At 51.3% G+C, this 19241-nt stretch carries 18 protein-coding genes and 1 tRNA gene; 10 read left to right on the top strand and 9 right to left on the bottom strand.

Going from position 1 to position 19241, the window contains the following annotated elements; translation table 11 throughout:
- Nucleotides 1-229 (top strand): hypothetical protein (locus CSQ88_RS23200; RefSeq protein ID WP_218963110.1); only part of this gene is annotated, 229 nt, incomplete at its 5' end.
- Between the two features lie 90 nt (nucleotides 230-319).
- Entirely contained in the window at nucleotides 320-1225 is a 906-nt protein-coding gene (locus CSQ88_RS14975; protein WP_099398892.1) for a LysR family transcriptional regulator, read from the top strand.
- Nucleotides 1226-1263: 38 nt separating this feature from the next.
- Here CSQ88_RS14975 and CSQ88_RS14970 read toward each other — a convergent pair whose 3' ends face one another.
- Nucleotides 1264-2001: a pteridine reductase gene (locus tag CSQ88_RS14970; RefSeq protein ID WP_099398891.1), complete on the bottom strand. Its 738-nt coding sequence runs from the start codon at nucleotides 1999-2001 to the stop codon at nucleotides 1264-1266.
- A 120-nt stretch (nucleotides 2002-2121) separates the two neighbouring features.
- On the opposite strand from CSQ88_RS14970, the gene CSQ88_RS14965 reads away from it, so the two are divergent.
- The 5 genes from CSQ88_RS14965 (at nucleotide 2122) to CSQ88_RS14945 (ending at nucleotide 6811) form a co-directional block, all read left to right on the top strand.
- Nucleotides 2122-3279 carry a class I SAM-dependent methyltransferase gene (locus CSQ88_RS14965; RefSeq protein WP_099398890.1) on the top strand — a complete coding sequence of 386 codons (1158 nt, stop codon included), beginning with the start codon at nucleotides 2122-2124 and terminating at the stop codon, nucleotides 3277-3279.
- Between the two features lie 48 nt (nucleotides 3280-3327).
- Nucleotides 3328-3861: a heme NO-binding domain-containing protein gene (locus CSQ88_RS14960; RefSeq protein WP_099398889.1), complete on the top strand. Its 534-nt coding sequence runs from the start codon at nucleotides 3328-3330 to the stop codon at nucleotides 3859-3861.
- Nucleotides 3854-5182, top strand: a complete 1329-nt coding sequence (locus CSQ88_RS14955; protein WP_099398888.1) for an ATP-binding protein — start codon at nucleotides 3854-3856, stop codon at nucleotides 5180-5182. Before CSQ88_RS14960 ends, CSQ88_RS14955 begins: the two co-directional genes overlap by 8 nt.
- A gap of 78 nt (nucleotides 5183-5260) precedes the next feature.
- Nucleotides 5261-5337 (top strand) — tRNA-Met (locus tag CSQ88_RS14950).
- A 646-nt stretch (nucleotides 5338-5983) separates the two neighbouring features.
- Nucleotides 5984-6811 (top strand): hypothetical protein, encoded by an 828-nt coding sequence (locus CSQ88_RS14945; protein WP_218963108.1) that lies wholly within the window; start codon nucleotides 5984-5986, stop codon nucleotides 6809-6811.
- Nucleotides 6812-7012: 201 nt separating this feature from the next.
- Here the strand turns inward: CSQ88_RS14945 and CSQ88_RS14940 are convergent, their stop codons facing one another.
- The 3 genes from CSQ88_RS14940 to CSQ88_RS14930 form a co-directional block, all read right to left on the bottom strand.
- The gene (locus tag CSQ88_RS14940; RefSeq protein ID WP_099398887.1) at nucleotides 7013-7468 is read right to left on the bottom strand and encodes a hypothetical protein; all 456 of its coding nucleotides are present in this window, start codon (nucleotides 7466-7468) and stop codon (nucleotides 7013-7015) included.
- 534 nt (nucleotides 7469-8002) lie between these two features.
- Nucleotides 8003-8332 carry a hypothetical protein gene (locus tag CSQ88_RS14935; RefSeq protein WP_099398886.1) on the bottom strand — a complete coding sequence of 110 codons (330 nt, stop codon included), beginning with the start codon at nucleotides 8330-8332 and terminating at the stop codon, nucleotides 8003-8005.
- 269 nt (nucleotides 8333-8601) lie between these two features.
- Nucleotides 8602-8793: a hypothetical protein gene (locus CSQ88_RS14930; RefSeq protein ID WP_099398885.1), complete on the bottom strand. Its 192-nt coding sequence runs from the start codon at nucleotides 8791-8793 to the stop codon at nucleotides 8602-8604.
- 26 nt (nucleotides 8794-8819) lie between these two features.
- Here CSQ88_RS14930 and CSQ88_RS14925 point away from each other — a divergent pair, with 26 nt between their 5' ends.
- Entirely contained in the window at nucleotides 8820-10697 is a 1878-nt protein-coding gene (locus CSQ88_RS14925; protein ID WP_099398884.1) for a flagellin, read from the top strand.
- 9 nt (nucleotides 10698-10706) lie between these two features.
- Here the strand turns inward: CSQ88_RS14925 and CSQ88_RS14920 are convergent, their stop codons facing one another.
- On the bottom strand, nucleotides 10707-11609 hold the full coding sequence (locus CSQ88_RS14920; protein WP_180273671.1) for an SPFH domain-containing protein: 903 nt from the start codon (nucleotides 11607-11609) through the stop codon (nucleotides 10707-10709).
- 315 nt (nucleotides 11610-11924) lie between these two features.
- On the opposite strand from CSQ88_RS14920, the gene CSQ88_RS14915 reads away from it, so the two are divergent.
- Nucleotides 11925-13157 carry a TIGR03862 family flavoprotein gene (locus CSQ88_RS14915; protein ID WP_099398882.1) on the top strand — a complete coding sequence of 411 codons (1233 nt, stop codon included), beginning with the start codon at nucleotides 11925-11927 and terminating at the stop codon, nucleotides 13155-13157.
- Nucleotides 13158-13356: 199 nt separating this feature from the next.
- Nucleotides 13357-13728 carry a hypothetical protein gene (locus CSQ88_RS14910; protein ID WP_099398881.1) on the top strand — a complete coding sequence of 124 codons (372 nt, stop codon included), beginning with the start codon at nucleotides 13357-13359 and terminating at the stop codon, nucleotides 13726-13728.
- Nucleotides 13729-13953: 225 nt separating this feature from the next.
- Here CSQ88_RS14910 and CSQ88_RS14905 read toward each other — a convergent pair whose 3' ends face one another.
- The 4 genes from CSQ88_RS14905 to CSQ88_RS14890 all read right to left on the bottom strand — a co-directional run bounded on the left by CSQ88_RS14905 (nucleotide 13954) and on the right by CSQ88_RS14890 (nucleotide 18882).
- Nucleotides 13954-15318 (bottom strand): efflux transporter outer membrane subunit, encoded by a 1365-nt coding sequence (locus CSQ88_RS14905; protein ID WP_099398880.1) that lies wholly within the window; start codon nucleotides 15316-15318, stop codon nucleotides 13954-13956.
- Nucleotides 15319-15320: 2 nt separating this feature from the next.
- On the bottom strand, nucleotides 15321-17273 hold the full coding sequence (gene macB, locus CSQ88_RS14900) for a macrolide ABC transporter ATP-binding protein/permease MacB (RefSeq protein WP_099398879.1): 1953 nt from the start codon (nucleotides 17271-17273) through the stop codon (nucleotides 15321-15323).
- A gap of 2 nt (nucleotides 17274-17275) precedes the next feature.
- A complete protein-coding gene (gene macA, locus CSQ88_RS14895) occupies nucleotides 17276-18427 on the bottom strand; it encodes a macrolide transporter subunit MacA (protein WP_099398878.1) in 1152 nt (383 codons plus the stop codon).
- 116 nt (nucleotides 18428-18543) lie between these two features.
- The gene (locus CSQ88_RS14890; RefSeq protein ID WP_099398877.1) at nucleotides 18544-18882 is read right to left on the bottom strand and encodes an antibiotic biosynthesis monooxygenase; all 339 of its coding nucleotides are present in this window, start codon (nucleotides 18880-18882) and stop codon (nucleotides 18544-18546) included.
- Between the last annotated feature and the right edge of the window lie 359 nt (nucleotides 18883-19241).

The following is a 19241-nucleotide window of genomic DNA, read 5'->3' as shown; positions in this document are numbered from 1 at the left end:
AAGTAGTCAGATATTCGAATCGAATCTTCCAAATGTGCAGCTCTGCTCGCCATACTTCATGATTAATGAAAAAAAGAAATTATCTATCAATTATCCATCATTTGACTATAAAGTGAACAGCATTGGGAGCGCACAGGAAAACCATTACCAACCCAATGCTGACGGGGTGCGCTGTAGAGGCCGAGAATCTTTTTCATGTAAATCTCCTTGCTTGCTGGACCAAAGTTGAATGATGCAGAAAGCATAAACCGGGCAGGTTTCGCTGAATAGATAGTAAAATCTACCCTCATAGTCCTATTTTTAGAACGATAAGGCAGATATGCAGGATTTAAATGATCTTTACTACTATGTGCAGGCTGTAGATCACGGTGGTTTTGCCCCTGCCGGGCGGGCACTCGGTATTCCTAAATCAAAATTAAGCAGGCGGATTGCAATGCTTGAGGAGCGATTAGGAGTAAGGCTGATTCAGCGCTCCACACGGTATTTTTCTGTAACCGAGCTGGGCCAGACTTACTATGAGCACTGCAAAGCCATGCTGGTGGAGGCAGAAGCGGCGCAGGATGTGATTGAGCAGACGCAGACCGAGCCATGCGGAGTTGTGCGGATGAGCTGCCCCATTGCCCTGCTGCAAGTAACCGTTGCCCCGATGATTGCAGACTTTATGGCTCTGCACCGCCGTGTGACCGTGCAACTAGAAGCCACCAATCGCCGGGTTGATCTCATCGAAGAAGGCATTGATTTAGCCATCCGGGTACTGCCGCCCCCCATCAGAGATAGTGATCTGGTGATGCGTAAATTGGGGGAGCGCAAACAGTGCTTAGTGGCCAGCCCTGCCCTGCTGTCCGAAAAAGGGATACCCGATGTTGCCGCAGACTTATCCGCCTGGCCCAGCCTTGCCTTAGGCGTGCCACAGCAAGAATTTATCTGGTGCTTATTGGGGCCCGATGGTGCAAAAGCCGAAATTCACCACCGGCCTAAGCTGATTTGCAACGATATGATGGCCTTAAGAAACGCCGCACAAGCGGGCATAGGCATTGTGCAGCTGCCCACCATGATGATGCGTGAGCAGCTGGCTGAGGGCTCTTTAGTTCAGCTGATTCCGAGCTGGGCCCCAAGGCAGGAAATCATTCATGCGGTGTTTCCATCCAGACGCGGATTACTGCCATCAGTACGCGCCTTGATTGATCACCTGACGCAGGGTTTTGCACAGCTGGACGAGGATTAGCAGCTGCATTAGTTAAGGGGGTCAGCTGTCCCCCTTAACTACAACACCACACTCCTTCCGCCATCCACCGGCAGAATAACGCCGGTTAAATAAGGCGCATCCAGCAAAAAGTGAATGGCCTGGGCCAGATCTTCGGGGCTGCCGTTGCGGGCCAGAGGAATGGTGTCGATGATGCGCTCACGCTCGGCATCATCAAACACAGACTCACCCTCCGGCCAGATATTGGCGCCGGGGGCGACGGCATTCACGCGTACATCTGGGGCCAGGTCTCTGGCTAAAGACTTGGTCATTGCCACAAGACCCGCTTTGGCAATGGTATAGATGGTGTGATTCTTATAAGGCCGGTCTGCGTGGATGTCCGTGATTGAGACGATTACCCCGCCCGTTTTTCTAAGCTCGCTGGCAGCGGCCTGCGCTAAAAACAAAGGGGCTTTTAAATTAGAGCCAAGTAAATCCAGCCATGCCATTTCGCTGAATTCACCAATCGGGGTAGGAAAAAAAGATGAGGCGTTATTAACCACCGCATCTAAGCGCCCAAATGCGCTAATTGCAGCTGATACCAATTCTGGCAAACGCGTGGTGTCGAGCAAATCCAATTGCACCAGCGCAACCGATGCCGGGCGGGTGGCATTCAGCTCATCGGCCAGCTGCTTTGCCGCCATAGCAGAAGAGCGATAGTGCAACAGCACATTCCAGCCACGGGCGTGCAGATACCGGGCCAGTCCCGCCCCCACTCTTTTTGCCCCGCCGGTGATTAATACGACTTTGTGTTGCATACTCGCCCCTTGCCCCATGCTTTATTTCCAGCTTTAACGGCATTGAATACCACTTTGTGCTGCATATTCTCCCCCCGCCCCATACAATATTGTTTTTATGCCCGCGATTTTCCCGCCCTCATGACTAATCCGCAACTCCCAACGCCATCTGATGAGGCACTGAAAGCCAGCCAAGCCTTAATCTTACATATCCGCCAGCAGATTAAAGCATCAGGAGGCTGGATTTCTTTTGCTGACTATATGCGAATGGCGCTGTACACGCCGGGCCTTGGCTATTACAGCGGCGGCGCGGCTAAATTTGGCGGCGCGGGCGACTTTGTTACCGCTCCGGAAATATCGCCGCTGTTTGGTACCTGTATCGCCAATACGCTGGCCCATGCCCTGCAAGAATGCGGTGGTGATGTCTTAGAAATTGGCGCGGGTACCGGCCAGCTTGCCGCGCAAATCTTACTGGAATTAGAGCGCCTTGAAGCCTTGCCCAGCGAATACTTTATTCTGGAGCTATCAGGCGAATTACGCGAGCGCCAGCGTAAAACACTGCAAACCCTTGTGCCCCATCTGGCCCATAAGGCCAAATGGCTGGATGAGCTGCCCAGGCAATTTATAGGCGTCATGGTTGGCAATGAAGTGCTCGATGCGATGCCTTGCGAGCTGGTGCGTTTTGACGGCTATAACTGGCTGCAGTGCGGCGTAGTTGAAAATGGCATAGATCTGGCGTTTGAGCACCGCAGTATCGAAGACCTGCGGCTGGAAGTAGCTTGCGAGCCTCTTCCGCATATTCCGCAATACACCACCGAAATCCAGCTGGAAGCGCAGGGTTTTATTAAATCGCTGGCCGCAAGCCTGCAATTTGGCATGATTTTACTTATCGATTACGGCTTTCCCGCCGCCGAGTTTTACCACCCGGAGCGCAGCATGGGCACGCTGATTGGCCATTACCGCCACCACAGCATTCACGATCCTTTCTTTTTGCCTGGCCTGACGGATATCACCTGCCACGTGGATTTCTCTGCTATTTATAATGCGGCCGATCAGGCGGGCCTGAGCCTTGAAGGCTACACCTCGCAAGCCAGCTATCTGATCGATGCAGGCATTTTAAACCGTGCAGCACAAATGGAAGTGGGCACTGTGGAATACCTGAGAATGTCTACTGCCTTACAAAAACTAACCAGCAATGCAGAAATGGGCGAGCTGTTTAAAGTGATTGCCTTCTCTAAAGAGCTGCAGGGAAAAACCGCGCCTGGGCTGGGCGGGCGGGACCGCTCGGGCGAGCTTTAAGTAAAGTTTGCCCCTATATTGAGGAGAGGCAACCACGGAGCGCTCCTCATGAAAGGTATTATTTTTACTGAGTTTTTAGAGCTGGTTGAGCAAACGTGGGGCGATGCAATGGCAGATCAGTTGCTGGATGAAACTGATTTGCCATCCGGCGGCATTTATACGGCGGTGGGCACTTATCAGCACAGCGAAATCATCAGCCTGGTTAACGCGCTGAGTGAGAAATCCCAGCTCCCCGTTGCTAAGCTCTTACATCTATTTGGCGAACATCTCTTTGGCCGGTTTGTAGCGCTCTACCCTTCGTTTTTTACCGATGTACAAGACCCTTTGGATTTTTTACAAGGGATAGAGCAAATCATTCATGCCGAAGTGTTGAAGCTTTACCCTGATGCGGAGCTGCCCCACTTTAGCGCCGAGCGCTTAAGCCCAAACGCACTTACCCTCAAATACAATTCACCACGAAAAATGGGCGACTTTGCCCAAGGCCTGCTTACTGGCTGTATCCGCTACTTTGGCCAGCCCATCAGCTTAACCGCAGAAAATCACACCGATTACGATCTGTTTAAATTAAGCCGCCATGGATGAACAAGAACTTCAGCGGCTACAAAAACGAAGCTTAAGAGAAAGATTGGCCCGCAAAGAGGCCGAAGCGCTGCTCGAAGCCAAAAGCCTGGATCTGTACACCGCCAACCAAACCCTGCAAAGGCTAGCCGATCAGCTGGAAGCACGGGTTGCACAAAGAACAGAACAGCTTGAAGCCGCCCTTGATGCTAGCCAGGCAGCCACGCGTGCCAAAAGCAGCTTTTTGGCCATTATGGGGCACGAAATTCGCACGCCGTTAAATGGCATTTTAGGCATTGCCCAATTATTGGAGCACAGCCCGCTTAACGAAGACCAGGCCAGTATGCTGGCCACACTCAGCCGTTGCGGCGATTCCCTTTTAACGCTGATTAACGAAATTCTGGATTACTCCAAGCTTGAAGCCAGCCAAATGACGCTGGAAGCCACCCCGGTAAACCTGCCAGAATTACTGCAAGATATCGTCAAGCTTTACCACCCTGTCGCCAGCAAAAAACAGCTCTCACTCACATTAGAAATCAATAGTAATGTAGAGCAGTGGATTAAAAGCGACCCGCTGCGCCTGAGGCAAATTTTACAAAACCTCTTAGGCAACGCCATCAAATTTACCGACCACGGTTACGTTTCCATCCATGCAGAGCAATCACAACAAACGCTGACGCTTAAAATTAGCGATAGCGGCATAGGCATCAGGCAAGAACAGCTCACCACATTATTTAAGCCCTTTTCACAAGCAGACAGCTCAATCACCCGTCAATATGGGGGCACCGGCCTTGGGCTGGCCATTGTCTCGCGCATTATCGAGCTAATGGGCGGCGATATCCAGCTAAGCAGCGAATACGGATCGGGCAGCGTTTTTTTAATTCATTTACCGCTGCAAAGCAGCAATCACACTACGCCTGCCCGGCCTGGCAAAACCGCCCCCACCCAGCTTCCCCCTGATTTGCATGTACTCATTGCAGAAGACAACGCCGTCAACCAATTTGTAGCCCAGCGCTGTATTGAGCAAGCCGGCGCACGCGCCACCGTAGTAGATAACGGCGAAGCAGCACTGCAGATACTAAAAATCATGCGTTTCCCGGTTGTGCTGATGGATTTATCCATGCCCATTCTGGACGGACTAAGCGCCTGCCGGGCCATACGCGCCCAGCCAGAATGCTACGGCCAGCCATGGATTATTGCCCTTACCGCTAATTCACTCATCGATGATCGCGCAGCCTGCCTTGAAGCAGGTATGGATGATTTCATCGCAAAACCTTTTAATTTTGAACAAATTCAAGCAGCTATCAGCAGAGCCATCACATTTCAGCACAGTACAAAAAAATAAAATAACAAAATATCGCCAAATTCTCATAAAGGGTGTTGACAGCTCGAATAAAAGCCACCATAATGCGTCCCTCTTTAAGGCTATGTAGCTCAGTTGGTTAGAGCACAGCACTCATAATGCTGGGGTCGCAGGTTCGAGTCCCGCCATAGCCACCAGATACTTCTCTGGTTAGCGCCAGAGAGAAAAGCCCCGCATATCTAACGATTGCGGGGCTTTTTACATTAGCCGTCGTTCACACAAGTACCGGCAAAACCAGCCACCATTGTTGGTATATTTGTTGGTATCAAATCTACCAACAATCAACGTTTGGGGCCATTCCCCCATCAAATCGCGCTGTTAGATAATCGCGTTGCATTTTAGCTTTTAATAGCCCCCCATTTACCCCAATACATAGCCTATCTCTACGTTAAGAACGACCATGTGCTTATGGTATGACCTGTATGCTTAACATATCTCACTTACTTCAGAAGCAGCCCCTCAGACGTAATGATTGCTCTCGGTTGTGCGTCCGCAACATTCACGATTGCAGACACTCAAGCCTTCAGCAATTCTTCCGCTCCTCGGCCTTAGCCGCCACTTGTGTGCGTCTAGCACTACATCAAGCAACTTACTTTTGCGTCAGCTTCATTGATCGCTGACAATTACCCGTCAGCTAACAGTGGCAGACAGCAAGCCGGCATTCAATAGCTTCGCTGTGCGCAGGCTATTGCCTCGCACAACACTTCCAGCAAGCGTGTCGAGGCAGTTCCATCTGGCTGTGTATTTTAAGAGGCAAGATCACTCCCGCATGTTTGAAAATCAATGAAAAAAGTGCGTAGCATGCTGAGTTATAAACAGACAAACCAGAAATACACCAGCACAGGTGTATATATCAAGTTAGCCATCATAGGAACCACCATGACACTTCGTTCGCTTTTCGGATCGTTGCTTTCTCTCTGTATCACGCAAGCTGCTGTCGCGGAAACCCACACAACAACGAAGTGCAAACAATTCGGCCATCCGGAGTTTCAAGTTCAAGTTACCAGTACTGCGATTCCTCCTGTGGATATCGCTTGGTTCCTCAACGGTCTTGAAGAAAGGGTAGCCGCTGGAGAGCGGTTCAAAAGTGGTGAAACCATGCAAGTGGGCTGGATGTTGACCAAGCTACAGGCGGCGTCAAACGGAGCGCTCAAAATTATGGAGCCAGATATGAAGTCGGTTCCAATCAAGTTTGTTGATTCTATCGATAGCACCGTGAAGCAACTACGGTCTCAGAAAGACACCGTAGAAAGTTTTACGCCACCCCAGTCGCTGTCGTTTCCCGCCGTGCAGCAAAGTGTAGTTGTTCATCGAAACTACAAGACAACTCAGCAGTTCTTGTTTAGTCGCTTCGATCAAAAGGAATTGGATTCAGGGTGGTGGCTGTCGGACCTGAACGACGATAAGGGATCTCAAGACCCAAAGAACTTTGCAAACATCTCACTCTATCAACTGGCCATTGATCGCCCTGACTTGATTAAATTCTTGGCGCTTCCGCCAGGCGTCCAAGTAGTCGTTGACGGTGGACTAATCGGGGTACTGAAGGAGGGTAATGAGCTGCCGCAAGTGCCCGGCTCATTTATTAGCGAACTCAATCGCACTAGGAAATAGGTCAGATGGCTAGCCCGTTAGTCAACCCGACTGCCCCAATGCGTCGCTTTGTGGTTCCCTCCGCGCTGCGTGCTCCGGCGGCGGGTTAGCGTCTGCAATCTGGGTGCTACATCTCAGTGCTCGGTCAACAGCACTCTCCTTACCCCCCTTGGGGTCTGTACCCGACCCACTACAGACATTCACTCACAAAGAATTTATACCTTATGGTTGAGGCACAAGATTAATCTGTTTTTCGGACGTGAGAATAGCCTCTAAATCGGTTCCAATTTTTTGTGCTGCTTGCTCAAGGTTTTGCACAACTGCACGACGATTTGCAAAGAAAGTTGACCATATGGGTGGCTTATCAATACCGACAAATACAGACCAAGTAAGTGCACTGCCATCAGGTATGTATGTGGATTTTTGTTCTTCTGTTATTTTTTCGTAGAGGTCTGAACGAATATTTGTACATCCAACCCACAGTAGTCCTGAATCTCGACTTAGTACAATGCACCAACCGAAATCCTCAGGAATAATCTGTTCTGCTGAATAGCCTAATTGCTCGAATTTTTGTTTCAGCCATTGAGCCAATTCCTTGCCGTAGCAGAATGGATTAGTTTCATCATCTTCTTTTGGGTCAACGTGAAACATGTTTGAGCGAAACCAAAATTGCGGCATGTCTACACCTCTAAATTTCCGCTATTGGCCGACTACCGCCAACTGACTGTTGATTGTCACCCTAAGCTGAAGCTGACGCAAAAGTAAGATGGGCAATGTGGTTTTAGAAGTACCTGAGTGACCGCTAAGGCCGAAGTGCAGAAGCTCAGCATTGGATACTGTACGGCAGCTTCACTTTCGATACCTGCAACTCATGGCAAAGCTTGCTGAGTCTCGGTAGTGGGTCGGGTACTGTCACTTAAGTCCACGGAATAAATTGATTAGAATCCGCAAAAGCAAAAAAAGGAATATAGCCTTGCTCTCTTTGAGCCGATACTAGGAAGAGTTCAGACCTCTTGGCCATAGAGTCACAAGGAAACAAGACCTCATATAATAAAGCACAGTGTGATACTTCTGGGGGCGTGGTGGCCTTGAGCATATTACAGACCTAAAAAAACCGCTCTGCCCGGAGCGGTTTTTACGTTTATGGTCTGTATTGCATCCGTTTGCTTACTCTATGAGTTACGCCAAAGACCCCAGCGTCGGGAATACGGATTAAGGAATGGGCGGCTCTATCATTGCCAATGATTGGGCCGGGACCAGTTGGTAGCCCTTCGCTATCGCCAGCACCGCCGACAAGAAGCCGAGATTTTCTATTTGGGCAAACAGAAACACTTTGTCCTCATGTGAACACGCTAAAAAGTCCGCTACGTTGTTCAGCACTTGCCGCCACATCGGCCGCACGGGAAGTAAGAAAGCTGGTTTTAATTGAGCAGGTGGCAGGGCCTGAGGGGGAGCAGACAGGAACGCTGCCAGTGCCGCAGCGCCTGCCGGTGGAATTTCACTTAAGCCGCATTCTGGCTGGGCAGAGAGGGCGTTATTCATCCTCCGCTCCCACTCCATACAGCATGGATGGATTGACCACATACACACCGACGTTAGAGCGGCCACTGCCCGGTAACTTTTTGGACTGCGAGGATTGCCCGTCTTGGGCAGGGTGAATGCGCCCATTTCAAGCAGCAGCTTATTGCCCGCTTTAAAACATGGTCTTTCAGCAAATCATTGGCCCATGATTCGCGGGAAACATCTGGTGGCTGTTAGCGACATTAATTCTGCAGCCCTCCCCCAGAAAATACACTTAAGTCCTCTGTATTTCATCCGATATAGCGGATGACGATGGCTTTAATTTCGGCTTTTATATCAAAGCCATCCGGCGGGTTGATTGGGCGGTTTTCCTGATGAAAGCCAGGTAAAAACGATTCAATACGATGCTTGTTTATGCTGGCCTGATCACAACGATTGAATGGCCCTGCCCGGCTCAATGTTTGCTTAGTTTTATGCGGCATTTCACTGAGAGAATCAGGATAGGAAAATGGCGATAAGCCTGAATACCAACCTTACGGCGATCAGTACTCAGCGCAGCCTGAGTATGTCGCAAAGTGCTTTGGCTATTTCCTTAAATCGCCTTTCATCCGGCCTGCGTATCAACCATGCACAGGATGATGCTGCGGGGCTGGCAATCAGCAGCCGTATGACTTCACAAATCAATGGCACAAGCCAGGCTATCCGCAATGCCAATGATGGAATCTCGATGGTGCAGACTGCAGACGGGGCGATGAGCGGGATCAGCGACAGCCTGCAGCGCATGCGTGAGTTGTCTGTTCAGGCGGCCAATGCGCCTGTTTCAAGCACAGACCGCAAACTCATTAATGATGAAGTTCAGCAGCTGAGTGCAGAAATCCAGCGCATCGCCAGCTCTGCTCAATTTAATGGCATTCGTTTATTAGACGGCAGTTTTAATTCACATTCATTTTATGTGGGCGCAAATCAGGAAGATGTAATCAGCATTGCTTCGATTAGCAATATGCAAACATCGCATTTAGGCAGTACCGGCTCATCATTTGAGGCCACGCTAAAGAGCGAAACAATAAGCACCCAGCTGAATACAGGGGATTTATTACTGAATAAAATATCGGTCAGCGCGTCAACACAGGGCGCTGCCGCAGGGCAATCTGCAGACAGTGCTTTTGCTATTGCCGCAGCAATCAATGAAACCACGGCCACCTCTGGCGTAAGTGCCAAAGCCAATGCCACAAAGATCACCACCGCCGCTCCCGGCTCATTCACAGCGATTGCCGCCTTCAGCATCAATGGCGTGGATATTGGCCCGGTCAGTGCGGGGACAGATGCAAGCAGCCAGAGCACTAATTTTGCAAATGCGATTGCCAATTTTGCGGCTCAGACAGGCGTAACCGCCACCGCCAGCGCAGGAATAGTCACAATCAGCGCAGCCGATGGCCGCAATATTAATATTGGCCTGAGCGGCACTGCAGCCAATGCCAATGCTGCTGCAGCAAATAAAGCAACCTTTCTTAACCAGACAGGCCTGGCAGCAGGATCAGTGGGTACGCAGGGAACAGCAGCTGTGGCGGCTCAAAACACCTTTAATATTGCGGCTAATGTTGGGGCGGGTGCGCAGTTTGCAGTGAATGGCATCAGCTTTACTGTGCGTAATTCTGCGTCAGGGTCTGCTGTAGTGGATGCCAGCCATGTTGATTTAAATATACCGGGCGCCAGCAATAATGCAGCAACGGTTTCATCAGCGCTCAGCAGCGCCATCGCGATGGCACAGGGCAATGTGCTGACAGCCGCCGCACTCAGCGCCTTTAGTGTTTCAGATGGCGGCGGTACTGTTGTTTTGAATGACAACACGCCAGGCGCATCAGGCACCAGTATCTCCAGCACGGCAGGATCAGTAAGCCGCAATATAACGGGGGCCGCCACCAGCAGCGGCAGTGCGGCCAGTAATCGCGGGACAATCACGATTTCCAGCTTTAGTGAAGAGGGGCTGAGCGTCGCCGGGGCTGCGCCTGAAAACGCAGGATTAAGCGCAGGCATTACCGCAGCAACGGCAATTGCCACTATCGCCGGGATTACTTCTCTGAATACTTTAACGGCAGCCAATGCACAAAAAGCCATTGCTTCGCTGGATAGCGCATTAGATATCGTCAATAGTGCCCGCAGCACATTAGGTGCGTATCAAAACCGTTTTATCCATGCTGTGTCTGGCATGCAAAGCACGCTGGCAAACCTGAGCACATCCCGAAGCCGGATATGGGATGCCGATTTTGCCGCCGAAACCGGCAGCCTTACCCGTGCCCACATTTTGCAGTATGCGGGCACGGCCATGCTGGCCCAAGCCAACACCACGCCCTATATGGTGATGGCTCTGCTGAAAGGCGCGCTTTAGCTTAAAGCTTTAATTGGCTTTACCCACGCCGATCATGGCGGTTGTATTCGTCCCCAAGCTGGTGGTTGGCAGCTGGCCATTCCACTTTTCTATCCACAGGGTCTGGTTTTTAAGCTGAGCCGCTTCCGCGCCATATTTTTTGATGGCCTCTCCCACCACTTCCAGCGCACGGGCATCACCCTGTGCTTCGGCAATTTTGGCATCAGCCTGCCCCTTGGCAACGGCAACCGCATTAGCAGCATCGGCAAGATTTTTACGTAGCATGGCTTCGGATCTTAAAGCTTCTTGTGTGGCTTGCAGCTTGGCATTGATGGCCGATTGGATATTGGATGGCAGCCGCAGCTCGTTCACAAAGCCAAATTGCTCGACCATGATGCCGTAGGTGTTCATTTCATGATTTATCTTGGCGCGTACTTCTTCGGCCAGCTTGATTTTGCCACCGGCCAGCAAGCCCTCTGCATCGTATTTGCTGCCGTAATTATTCAGCGCATTACGAATCCCATTACGGATAATCTGGCTGGTGATTTCTTCATAGCCACGCTTGTATTTTTGATACAGAACCGGCGCTTTGCCCGAATCAATGCTGTATGAAATGCTGATATCTGCGTTGATCACAATGCCTGAAGCCACCTGAAAATTCATTGATTCATCAGTAGGCGAGCCTTCAGTTGCCGATTTTGTCCATGTATAGGTTTGGGTAAAGGTAGGGAACTCAACCACGCTGGTACCGATGCCGATCAAGTGCCAGCCACTGGAAAGCGGCACAGGCTCGACCTTGCCATCAATCCGGTTAAATTCAACCCCGACATGATTGGCCGAAACCGAGGCCACAAAAATATGTAAAGAAAAAAACACTAAAACCGCAACAGCAAGCCCAATCACTATCCGAAGATGCTGCAATATACCGTTCATCATTTTCTCTTTTAAAGGAGTGATCCAACAAAAAACCCGCAGCCGTTTATGAATACGGCATGCTTGCCGCCTTTATACGCTTACGGTTTCTTACACACAACAAACGGAATAAAAAAACAACACTCTTAAAATGCCCCCAGAGTAATGTCAATTTATGCCGCCTATATACGGCGCGCTAATCTGCTAAAATGCAGCGCATTCATGCTATGCCACTGATAGCTGCAGCCACATTTAAGCGGCTGCCTCATTTCTCATTAGTCCGCTCTGCCGCCCCATCTCGCTCAGATTTGGGAGCCCTTACCGTAAGGCCCTTTCATGACCACTGCTTCTACTCCCCGCAAATCTGTCACCATTATTGGTGGCGGCCCTGCCGGCCTTATGGCCGCCGAAATACTCAGCCAAGGCGGAGCAGACGTAGATCTTTTCGACGCTATGCCATCGGTAGGGCGTAAATTTTTGCTGGCTGGTGTGGGTGGATTAAATATCACTCACTCTGAAGCTGCCGGGCCATTTTTAGCCCGCTATGGCAAGCGCAGTAAAGAGCTGGAGCCGATGCTGGCCGCCTTTGGCAACGAAGCTTTGCAAGAATGGGTTCACGGCCTTGGTATTGAAACTTTTGTGGGCAGCTCTGGCCGGGTCTTTCCAAAAGAAATGAAAGCAGCGCCACTATTGCGTGCGTGGATTTCCAGATTACGCAGCAGCGGCGTGCGCATTCATGTGCGCCATCGCTGGCTGGGCTGGAATGAAGCAGGACAAATGCGTTTTGCAACGCCTGAGGGCGAAATCAGCCACAGCAGCAACGCCACCATTCTGGCCTTGGGCGGGGCAAGCTGGGCCAAGCTGGGGTCCGACGGCCTGTGGCAGCCGCTGCTGGCAGAAAAAGACATCGATACCGTGCCTTTAGAGCCCGCTAATTGCGGCTTTGATATTGGCTGGAGCGATCACTTAAGCGAGCGCTTTGCCGGCACGCCGCTAAAAGCCGTTGCCATTGAATTTAAAGGCGTGCGTAAGCATGGTGAATTTGTACTGACTAAGGGCGGCGTGGAAGGCAGCCTGATTTATACCTTCTCAGCGGCTTTACGTGATGAAATCAAAGCCAATGGCTGCGCCGATATTCTGCTGGATCTGGCCCCGGGAAAATCGCTGGAGCGCGTATTGGAAGACCTGAAACGCCCGCGCGGTGCGGATTCTATGGCCAGCCATTTACGCCGTAAATTAGGAATTGAGGGCGTAAAAGCGGGCCTGCTGCGCGAAGAGGTTTCCCGCAATGATTTTAACGATATGAATAAGCTGGCCGCCGCCATTAAAGGCCTGCCGCTCAAATTGCTCGCCACGCGGCCAATCGACGAAGCCATCAGCAGCGCAGGTGGTGTGCGCTTTGAAGCCATGAACCCGGAGCTGATGCTGGCAAAAATGCCAGGCGTATTCTGTGCAGGTGAGATGCTGGATTGGGAAGCGCCCACCGGCGGCTATTTAATTACTGCCTGCCTTACCAGCGGCAGACAGGCAGGGCTGGGTGCTTTGGCCTGGCTGAATCAAACAAAGTAAATTCAATGGGCCAGCCCAATCACCTGAGCGGCCCATTCATTATTCCAATACGCCTGAATGCGTCTATTTATATTCACAGCCAATATCCTGACAATAGTCGTATTTCTTGTTTAAGATTATGATATATGCCAGATGCAATAGCGCAGAAACAGATAACTGCGCTATTGCATTACCCATTCACATATTGAGCAGGCTTAGCGTGAAGATCAGAACCATTTGCTGTGTATTTATACTCTGTTCATCAATTGCTCAGGCAGAAGAGGCAAAGCAGGATGAAGGGCAAATCATTGTCGGCGGGGCAATTGCTCAATGGACAAAATGTATCAGCAACGAATTAACTGACAAAATTCAATTCATTGCCTCCCCCGCCTATATTGCCGACAAAATACTGGAACAATGCGACGGGCACTATTTAAAACTAAAGCAACTGATGCTCAGCGATATGATGGAAAGAAACCATCATCAGGACGATAAAAAAACAGAACAAATTGTGACTGACAGCCTGAGTGATGCCAAAGATAATCACAGGGCAAAAATTATTTCTCTGGTGATTACACATCGCCGTACTTAATTTTATTACGCCATCAATTAGCGCTCTGAAGCAAAAAACAGCCCGGATCAGAAACAAAAGGGGATGGATTGATCTGTAAAGGAATCAATTCCATTGTTCTTCACGGCCCCTGAATAAGGCAAAAACCCAGAAAAACCAGCCAGGCAAGGGCAAAAACTCTGCTACCTGAGCTGATTTTTAGCTGAATTTACCTTTTTCCCCCGCCTTTTTCCAAATCACGGCCCCCTACTCCACCGCCCCGCCCAAAGCTTTATAAATGGCCAGCAAATTACTCGCCTGATCAAAACGATTTTGCAACAGGCTAGTTTGGGCGCTGCGGCGGCGGGCGGCGGCGTCCAGCCAGGGCTGGATATCCGTAGCCCCTGCTTCAAAACGCGTTTGGGCGATGCCATCCAGCTTAGCCGCCAACTGCAATGATTGAGCCAACTGCTGGTTTTGCTCGGCAAGGCGCACTCTGGCATCCAGCGCCTGCTCTGTTTCGGCCAGCGCTTTGTAAAGGCCTTGCCTAAAGGTAGTGAGCTGTTCTTCATACTGGCTGCGGCTGATATCCAGATTCAGCTGATGCTTTTGCCAATCTAAAAAAGGCAGCGCCAAATTCAGCCCTGCGGTTGCCACCGGGTTCTGAAACAGCTCGGCTAAAGCAGAGCTGCTGCCTCCTAAGCTGGTGGTCAGCGAAAAGCTGGGATAAAACGCCGCTCTGGCCACATCAATTTGCGCGAGGCTTGCTCTTAATCTGGCCTCCATCGCTTGCAAGTCGGGTCGTCGCCCCAGCACTTCGCTGGGTACGCCTGCGGAAATACCGGGCAAATCGCCCTGCGGCAAGCTGGCTCCTGCCAGAGTAAAGCTCTGCGGAGGCCGGTCGAACAATAAGCTCAGGCTATAAAACGCAGCTTTCCTTTGCTGCAAAAGCAGGGAGTGATTAGCTTCTTCACTCAGCAAGCTTTGCCCGGCACTCAGCACCTCGCTTTTTGCTAGGGCACCGGCCTGATTTTTAGCCTGTGCAATCGCTGACGCTTGCCTGAGCTGCTGCAAATTAAGCGTGCTGGCGGCAAGCCTCTGATCCAGTAAAGCGATCGCCCAATACTGGCTGGCCACCGATGTGGAGATCGACAACTTAAGCGCCTGCCTGTCGGCTTCGGTGGCAATCCGCTCTTCTCTGGCGGCGGCTCTGTCACTCGCCAAGCGCCCCCAAAGATCAAATTCATAGCTGGCCGTGGCCGACAGGTTGTAGCTCTGGCGGTTCACCACCGGATCAAAACTGCGGTTTACACTGCCGCTGCCGCTGCCACTCACTACCGGCAATGCCGCGTGCTCACTGACGCCCTCTTTAAGATGCGCACGGCGCAGCCTGATGGCCGCGACGGATAAATCAGCATTGCTTTGCAAGGCATCGTCGATCAGCTTCGTCAGCGCGGCATCATGAAACGCCAGCCACCACGCACCCTGATACGCGCCAGTTGCCTGATTTTGCTCAGCCCATTGGGCGGGTACGGCGGGCAAAGGTGCACTGGTGCCGGGGCTAAGCAAAGAGCCGCAGGCGCTGAGTAAAACCGTTGAAAATAAAGCTGACAGCGTTAATTTAGTTTTCATTTTTATTCTCTCGCCAGGGCTTCAATCGGGTCTAAACGCGCCGCATTGCGGGCGGGCAGAAAGCCAAAAAACACCCCAATCAAGGTCGAGCAGATAAAGGCGGCAATAAAAGAGCCAAAAGAGAAAATCATTTTCCAGTCGGGCACAAAAAACTGCACTAAAGCACCAATACCTAAGGAAAGCAGAACGCCAATCACGCCGCCAATCAGGCAAACCAGCACCGATTCAGTCAGAAACTGCTGCATCACATCGCTTTGCCGCGCCCCCACCGCCATGCGAATGCCAATTTCACGCGTTCGCTCGGTAACCGACACCAGCATAATATTCATCACACCTATCCCGCCCACCACCAGGGAAATCAGCGCAATCATGGATAAGAGCAGCGCCAGCATCTGGCTGGTTTGCTCAATTTTTTTAACGATACTATCCATGTTGTAGATAAAGAAATCCTTGCTGCCATGACGCAAGGTGAGCAGTTTTTCTATGCTCTGCTCGGCAGCGGCAGAGGATTGGCCATCCTTTACCCGCACGGTGATATTGTTAAAATATTGCTGGCCAAACAGGCGATTAGCCGTGGTGGTAAAGGGTAGCCAAACTTGCAAAGATTGCCCTCCGCCGCTAAAGCCACTCTTATTTTCAGCCGCCACACCAATCACGGTAGCAGGTAGATTGCCCACCAAAATCACCTGCCCCAGCGGGTCTGCCCCCTTAGGGAATAATTTGCGCTGGGTATTGTGATCAATCACCACCAGCTGCGATTGGGCGGCCACGTCCTCACTATTAAAAAACCGCCCCAGAGTAGGCTTCAAACCACTAACCCGAAAGTAATATTCGCCCACCCCACTCACATTGCTGCTGACATCCAAAGCACGGTGGCGCAGGCGCAAATTGGCGCTGGTGCTTGGGGTGACACTATCAACAAAAGGCATGGCTTGCAGCGCGGTAATATCCCCCGGCAGCAGGGATCTCAAGCTGCCCGCCCTGTCGTCCCCCCAGTCTTTACCTGGGTAAATATTCATCGTATTACTGCCAATTTCACCGATGTTTTGTAAGATCTTGCGCTTTGCCCCCTCGCCAATCGCCACAATTGACACCACCGATGTAATGCCAATCACCACACCCAGCATGGTGAGCAGGGTACGCATCCTGTTGGCCGACATGGCCCGCCAGGCCATATTTAAAGCGGCCCCAAAGCGATCAAAGATCACTCGTAATGATTTAACTTCCCGCCCGTGCGGCGCAATTTTGCCCTCCACCACCACATCAACCGGCTTGCTGCGGTCGCTAATAATGCGGCCATCGCTAATCTCAACAATGCGCTCGGCGCAATCGGCCACTTTATGATCGTGAGTAACAATAATCACGGTGTGTCCCTGCGCGTGCAGCTCGCGCAGGATATTCATCACTTCTTCACCGCTATGGCTATCCAGCGCACCGGTTGGCTCGTCGGCCAGAATCACTTCGCCGCCATTCATCAGAGCGCGGGCAATACTCACCCGCTGCTGCTGACCACCTGAAAGCTGGCTGGGGCGGTGCTCAAATTTATCGCTTAAACCAAGGCGGCTAAGCAAAGCTTTAGCTCTGTCCTGCCGCGCATCTTTAGCCAGCCCGGAATAAACCGCAGGCATTTCCACATTGCCCTGCGCGGATAAATGCGGCAATAGATGATAGCGCTGAAAAATAAAACCAAAACGATCCCGCCGCAGCCCGGCCAGCTCGTCACTATCCAGATCAGATACATCACGGCCATTAACCAGATAAGTGCCTGACGAGGGCTTATCCAGACAGCCGAGGATATTCATCAGGGTGGACTTGCCCGAGCCGGAAGCCCCTACAATCGCCACCATTTCACCGGCATGAATACAAAGATTCACCCGATCCAGCACCACGGCAACATCATCGCCAGCCGGAAAACTGCGCACAATATTGCTTAGCTCTAGAAGAGGCTTACGCACGGCTAGCCCCCAACTGTTACAGACACTTCTGATTTGCCTAAGGCGGCATCGCCCGTCACCACCAGATCACCTTCTTTTAAGCCAGCTAACACCTGCACCTGCACATTATTATTCAGGCCGGTTTTGATCTGTCTGTCGGCGGCAATGCCATCCGCGCCAACAACCCGCACGGTGTAGCGGCCATCTTTGGCCTTAGCCCCTAAGGCAATGGTGGGAATGCTTAAAACACTTTTTGCATGCTCAAGCACAATCGCCACCTGCGCGGTCATATCCTGACGCAGCGCGTGCGCTGGGTTAGGCACTTCAAACAGTGCATTATAAAAAATCGCGTTATTTACTTTTTCCGGGGTCGGCTGAATCGCGCGCAGCTTGCCGTAATAGCGCTTATCCGATTGGCCCAAGGTAGTGAAATACACCGCTTGGCCAGCGTGGACTTTCATCACATCCGCCTCAGAAATCTGCGCTTTCACGGTAATGGTGTCTAAATCGGCAAGCGTTAAAAGATTAGGCGCTTGCTGAGCCGCAATCACAGTCTGGCCCTCCAGCGTAGTAATCGCCGCCACTTCACCATCAATCGGCGCAAGAATACGGGTGTAGCCAAGACGGGTTTTTGCAGAATCAAGCGTGAGTTTGGCTTTTTTGATATCGGCATCGCGCAGCGCCAGATCTGATTGCAGCGTTCTCTGCTTTAAGCTCGCGTCCTCTACCGCCTGCTTGGAGGTGGCTTCACGGCTCAGCATGGTTTGCTGACGGGCTAAATCTATTTTGGCCTGCTCTAATTGCAGCAGGGTTGATTGCCTTTGCGCGAGCAATCCTTCCAAAGACGCCTCGGCATTAAGCGCATCGTTTTGCGCCAGATTTGGATCGATGGTTGCCAATAGCTGGCCTTTTTTCACCCTGTCACCCAGCTCCACTTCCAGCTTTTGCAACTGACCGGAAACCTGCGCGCCCACGTCCACTTTACGAAAAGCCTGCAAAGTGCCCGTCGCCAGCACCGCACTTTCTAAGTCCGCCTTCGCTACCTTTGCGGTGGTGTACTGAGGGGTAGTTTTACTTGGGAAGAAAATCGCCTTAACTCCCCAGCCAAGCACGGCCAGCAGCAGCAAAACCACTACAGTTTTCAACCAGGACCAACGTTTAAACTTCCAAGCCATCGCGTTTTCTTCCCGCAAGTCGATAAAACAAGACGGCTAGCATAACACCCAACTTAATCATTCTTTGTCGTAAAAAAGTAGCACGGCCGCATACTTTAACGACACCATCGCCCCTGTTAGCCGTGCAAGATCAAGCTATCGTCTGGTACCTGATCGCGCTCATTAAAACCATAATCCCGCATCACCGCTGCCACGCGCAGACGATAATCTGCAAAAACCTTCTGACGCCCAAGCGATTGCGCAGCTCTATGCTGTCCACTACAACGCCAAGCCTTTACCGCAGCTTCATCGCGCCAAAAAGACAAAGACAGCAGCTTATTGGGCTCGCTTAGGCTACTAAAACGCTCAATCGAGATAAAGCCATCCTGCTGGGCCAATTCACTGCGTAAATCGGCAGCAATGTTCATGTAATCCTGCATTTGCGCAGGCCAAACTTCAAAAATGACGGCGATCATGGGGAATCCTTTTAAATAGAGGGCGGATATTACGAAGTGCTTATCTTTTTAGTGCCTTCGGCACGTTGATTTTGGAGCGGTAGCCACCGCGGGGCCTTCCTTTCTTGCTTCGCCAAGAAACGAAGCCAAGCGACAACAGCAAAACACGAGGGCTCCTCCGCTGCGGACAATCGAGTCGGCGGCGGGCGGGAGTGGCTCGCTGCCTCGCTCCCAAGCGATCCCCCGCCCCGCTTATTCCTCGCTTCGGCGTGCTTCAAGGGGGATTTAAGCCCTGTGCTTTGATCCGTGATATGAATTCAGATTTCTAAGGCTCGAAAATACTTAAATCCCAATCAAAATTCACTTAAGTCAAAAACTGT

The organism is Iodobacter sp. BJB302 (assembly GCF_002735645.1).
Classification (GTDB): Bacteria; Pseudomonadota; Gammaproteobacteria; order Burkholderiales; family Chitinibacteraceae; genus Iodobacter.
Note: the sequence above shows the minus strand (reverse complement) of the source record. Positions and strands in the feature narration are given on the sequence as shown.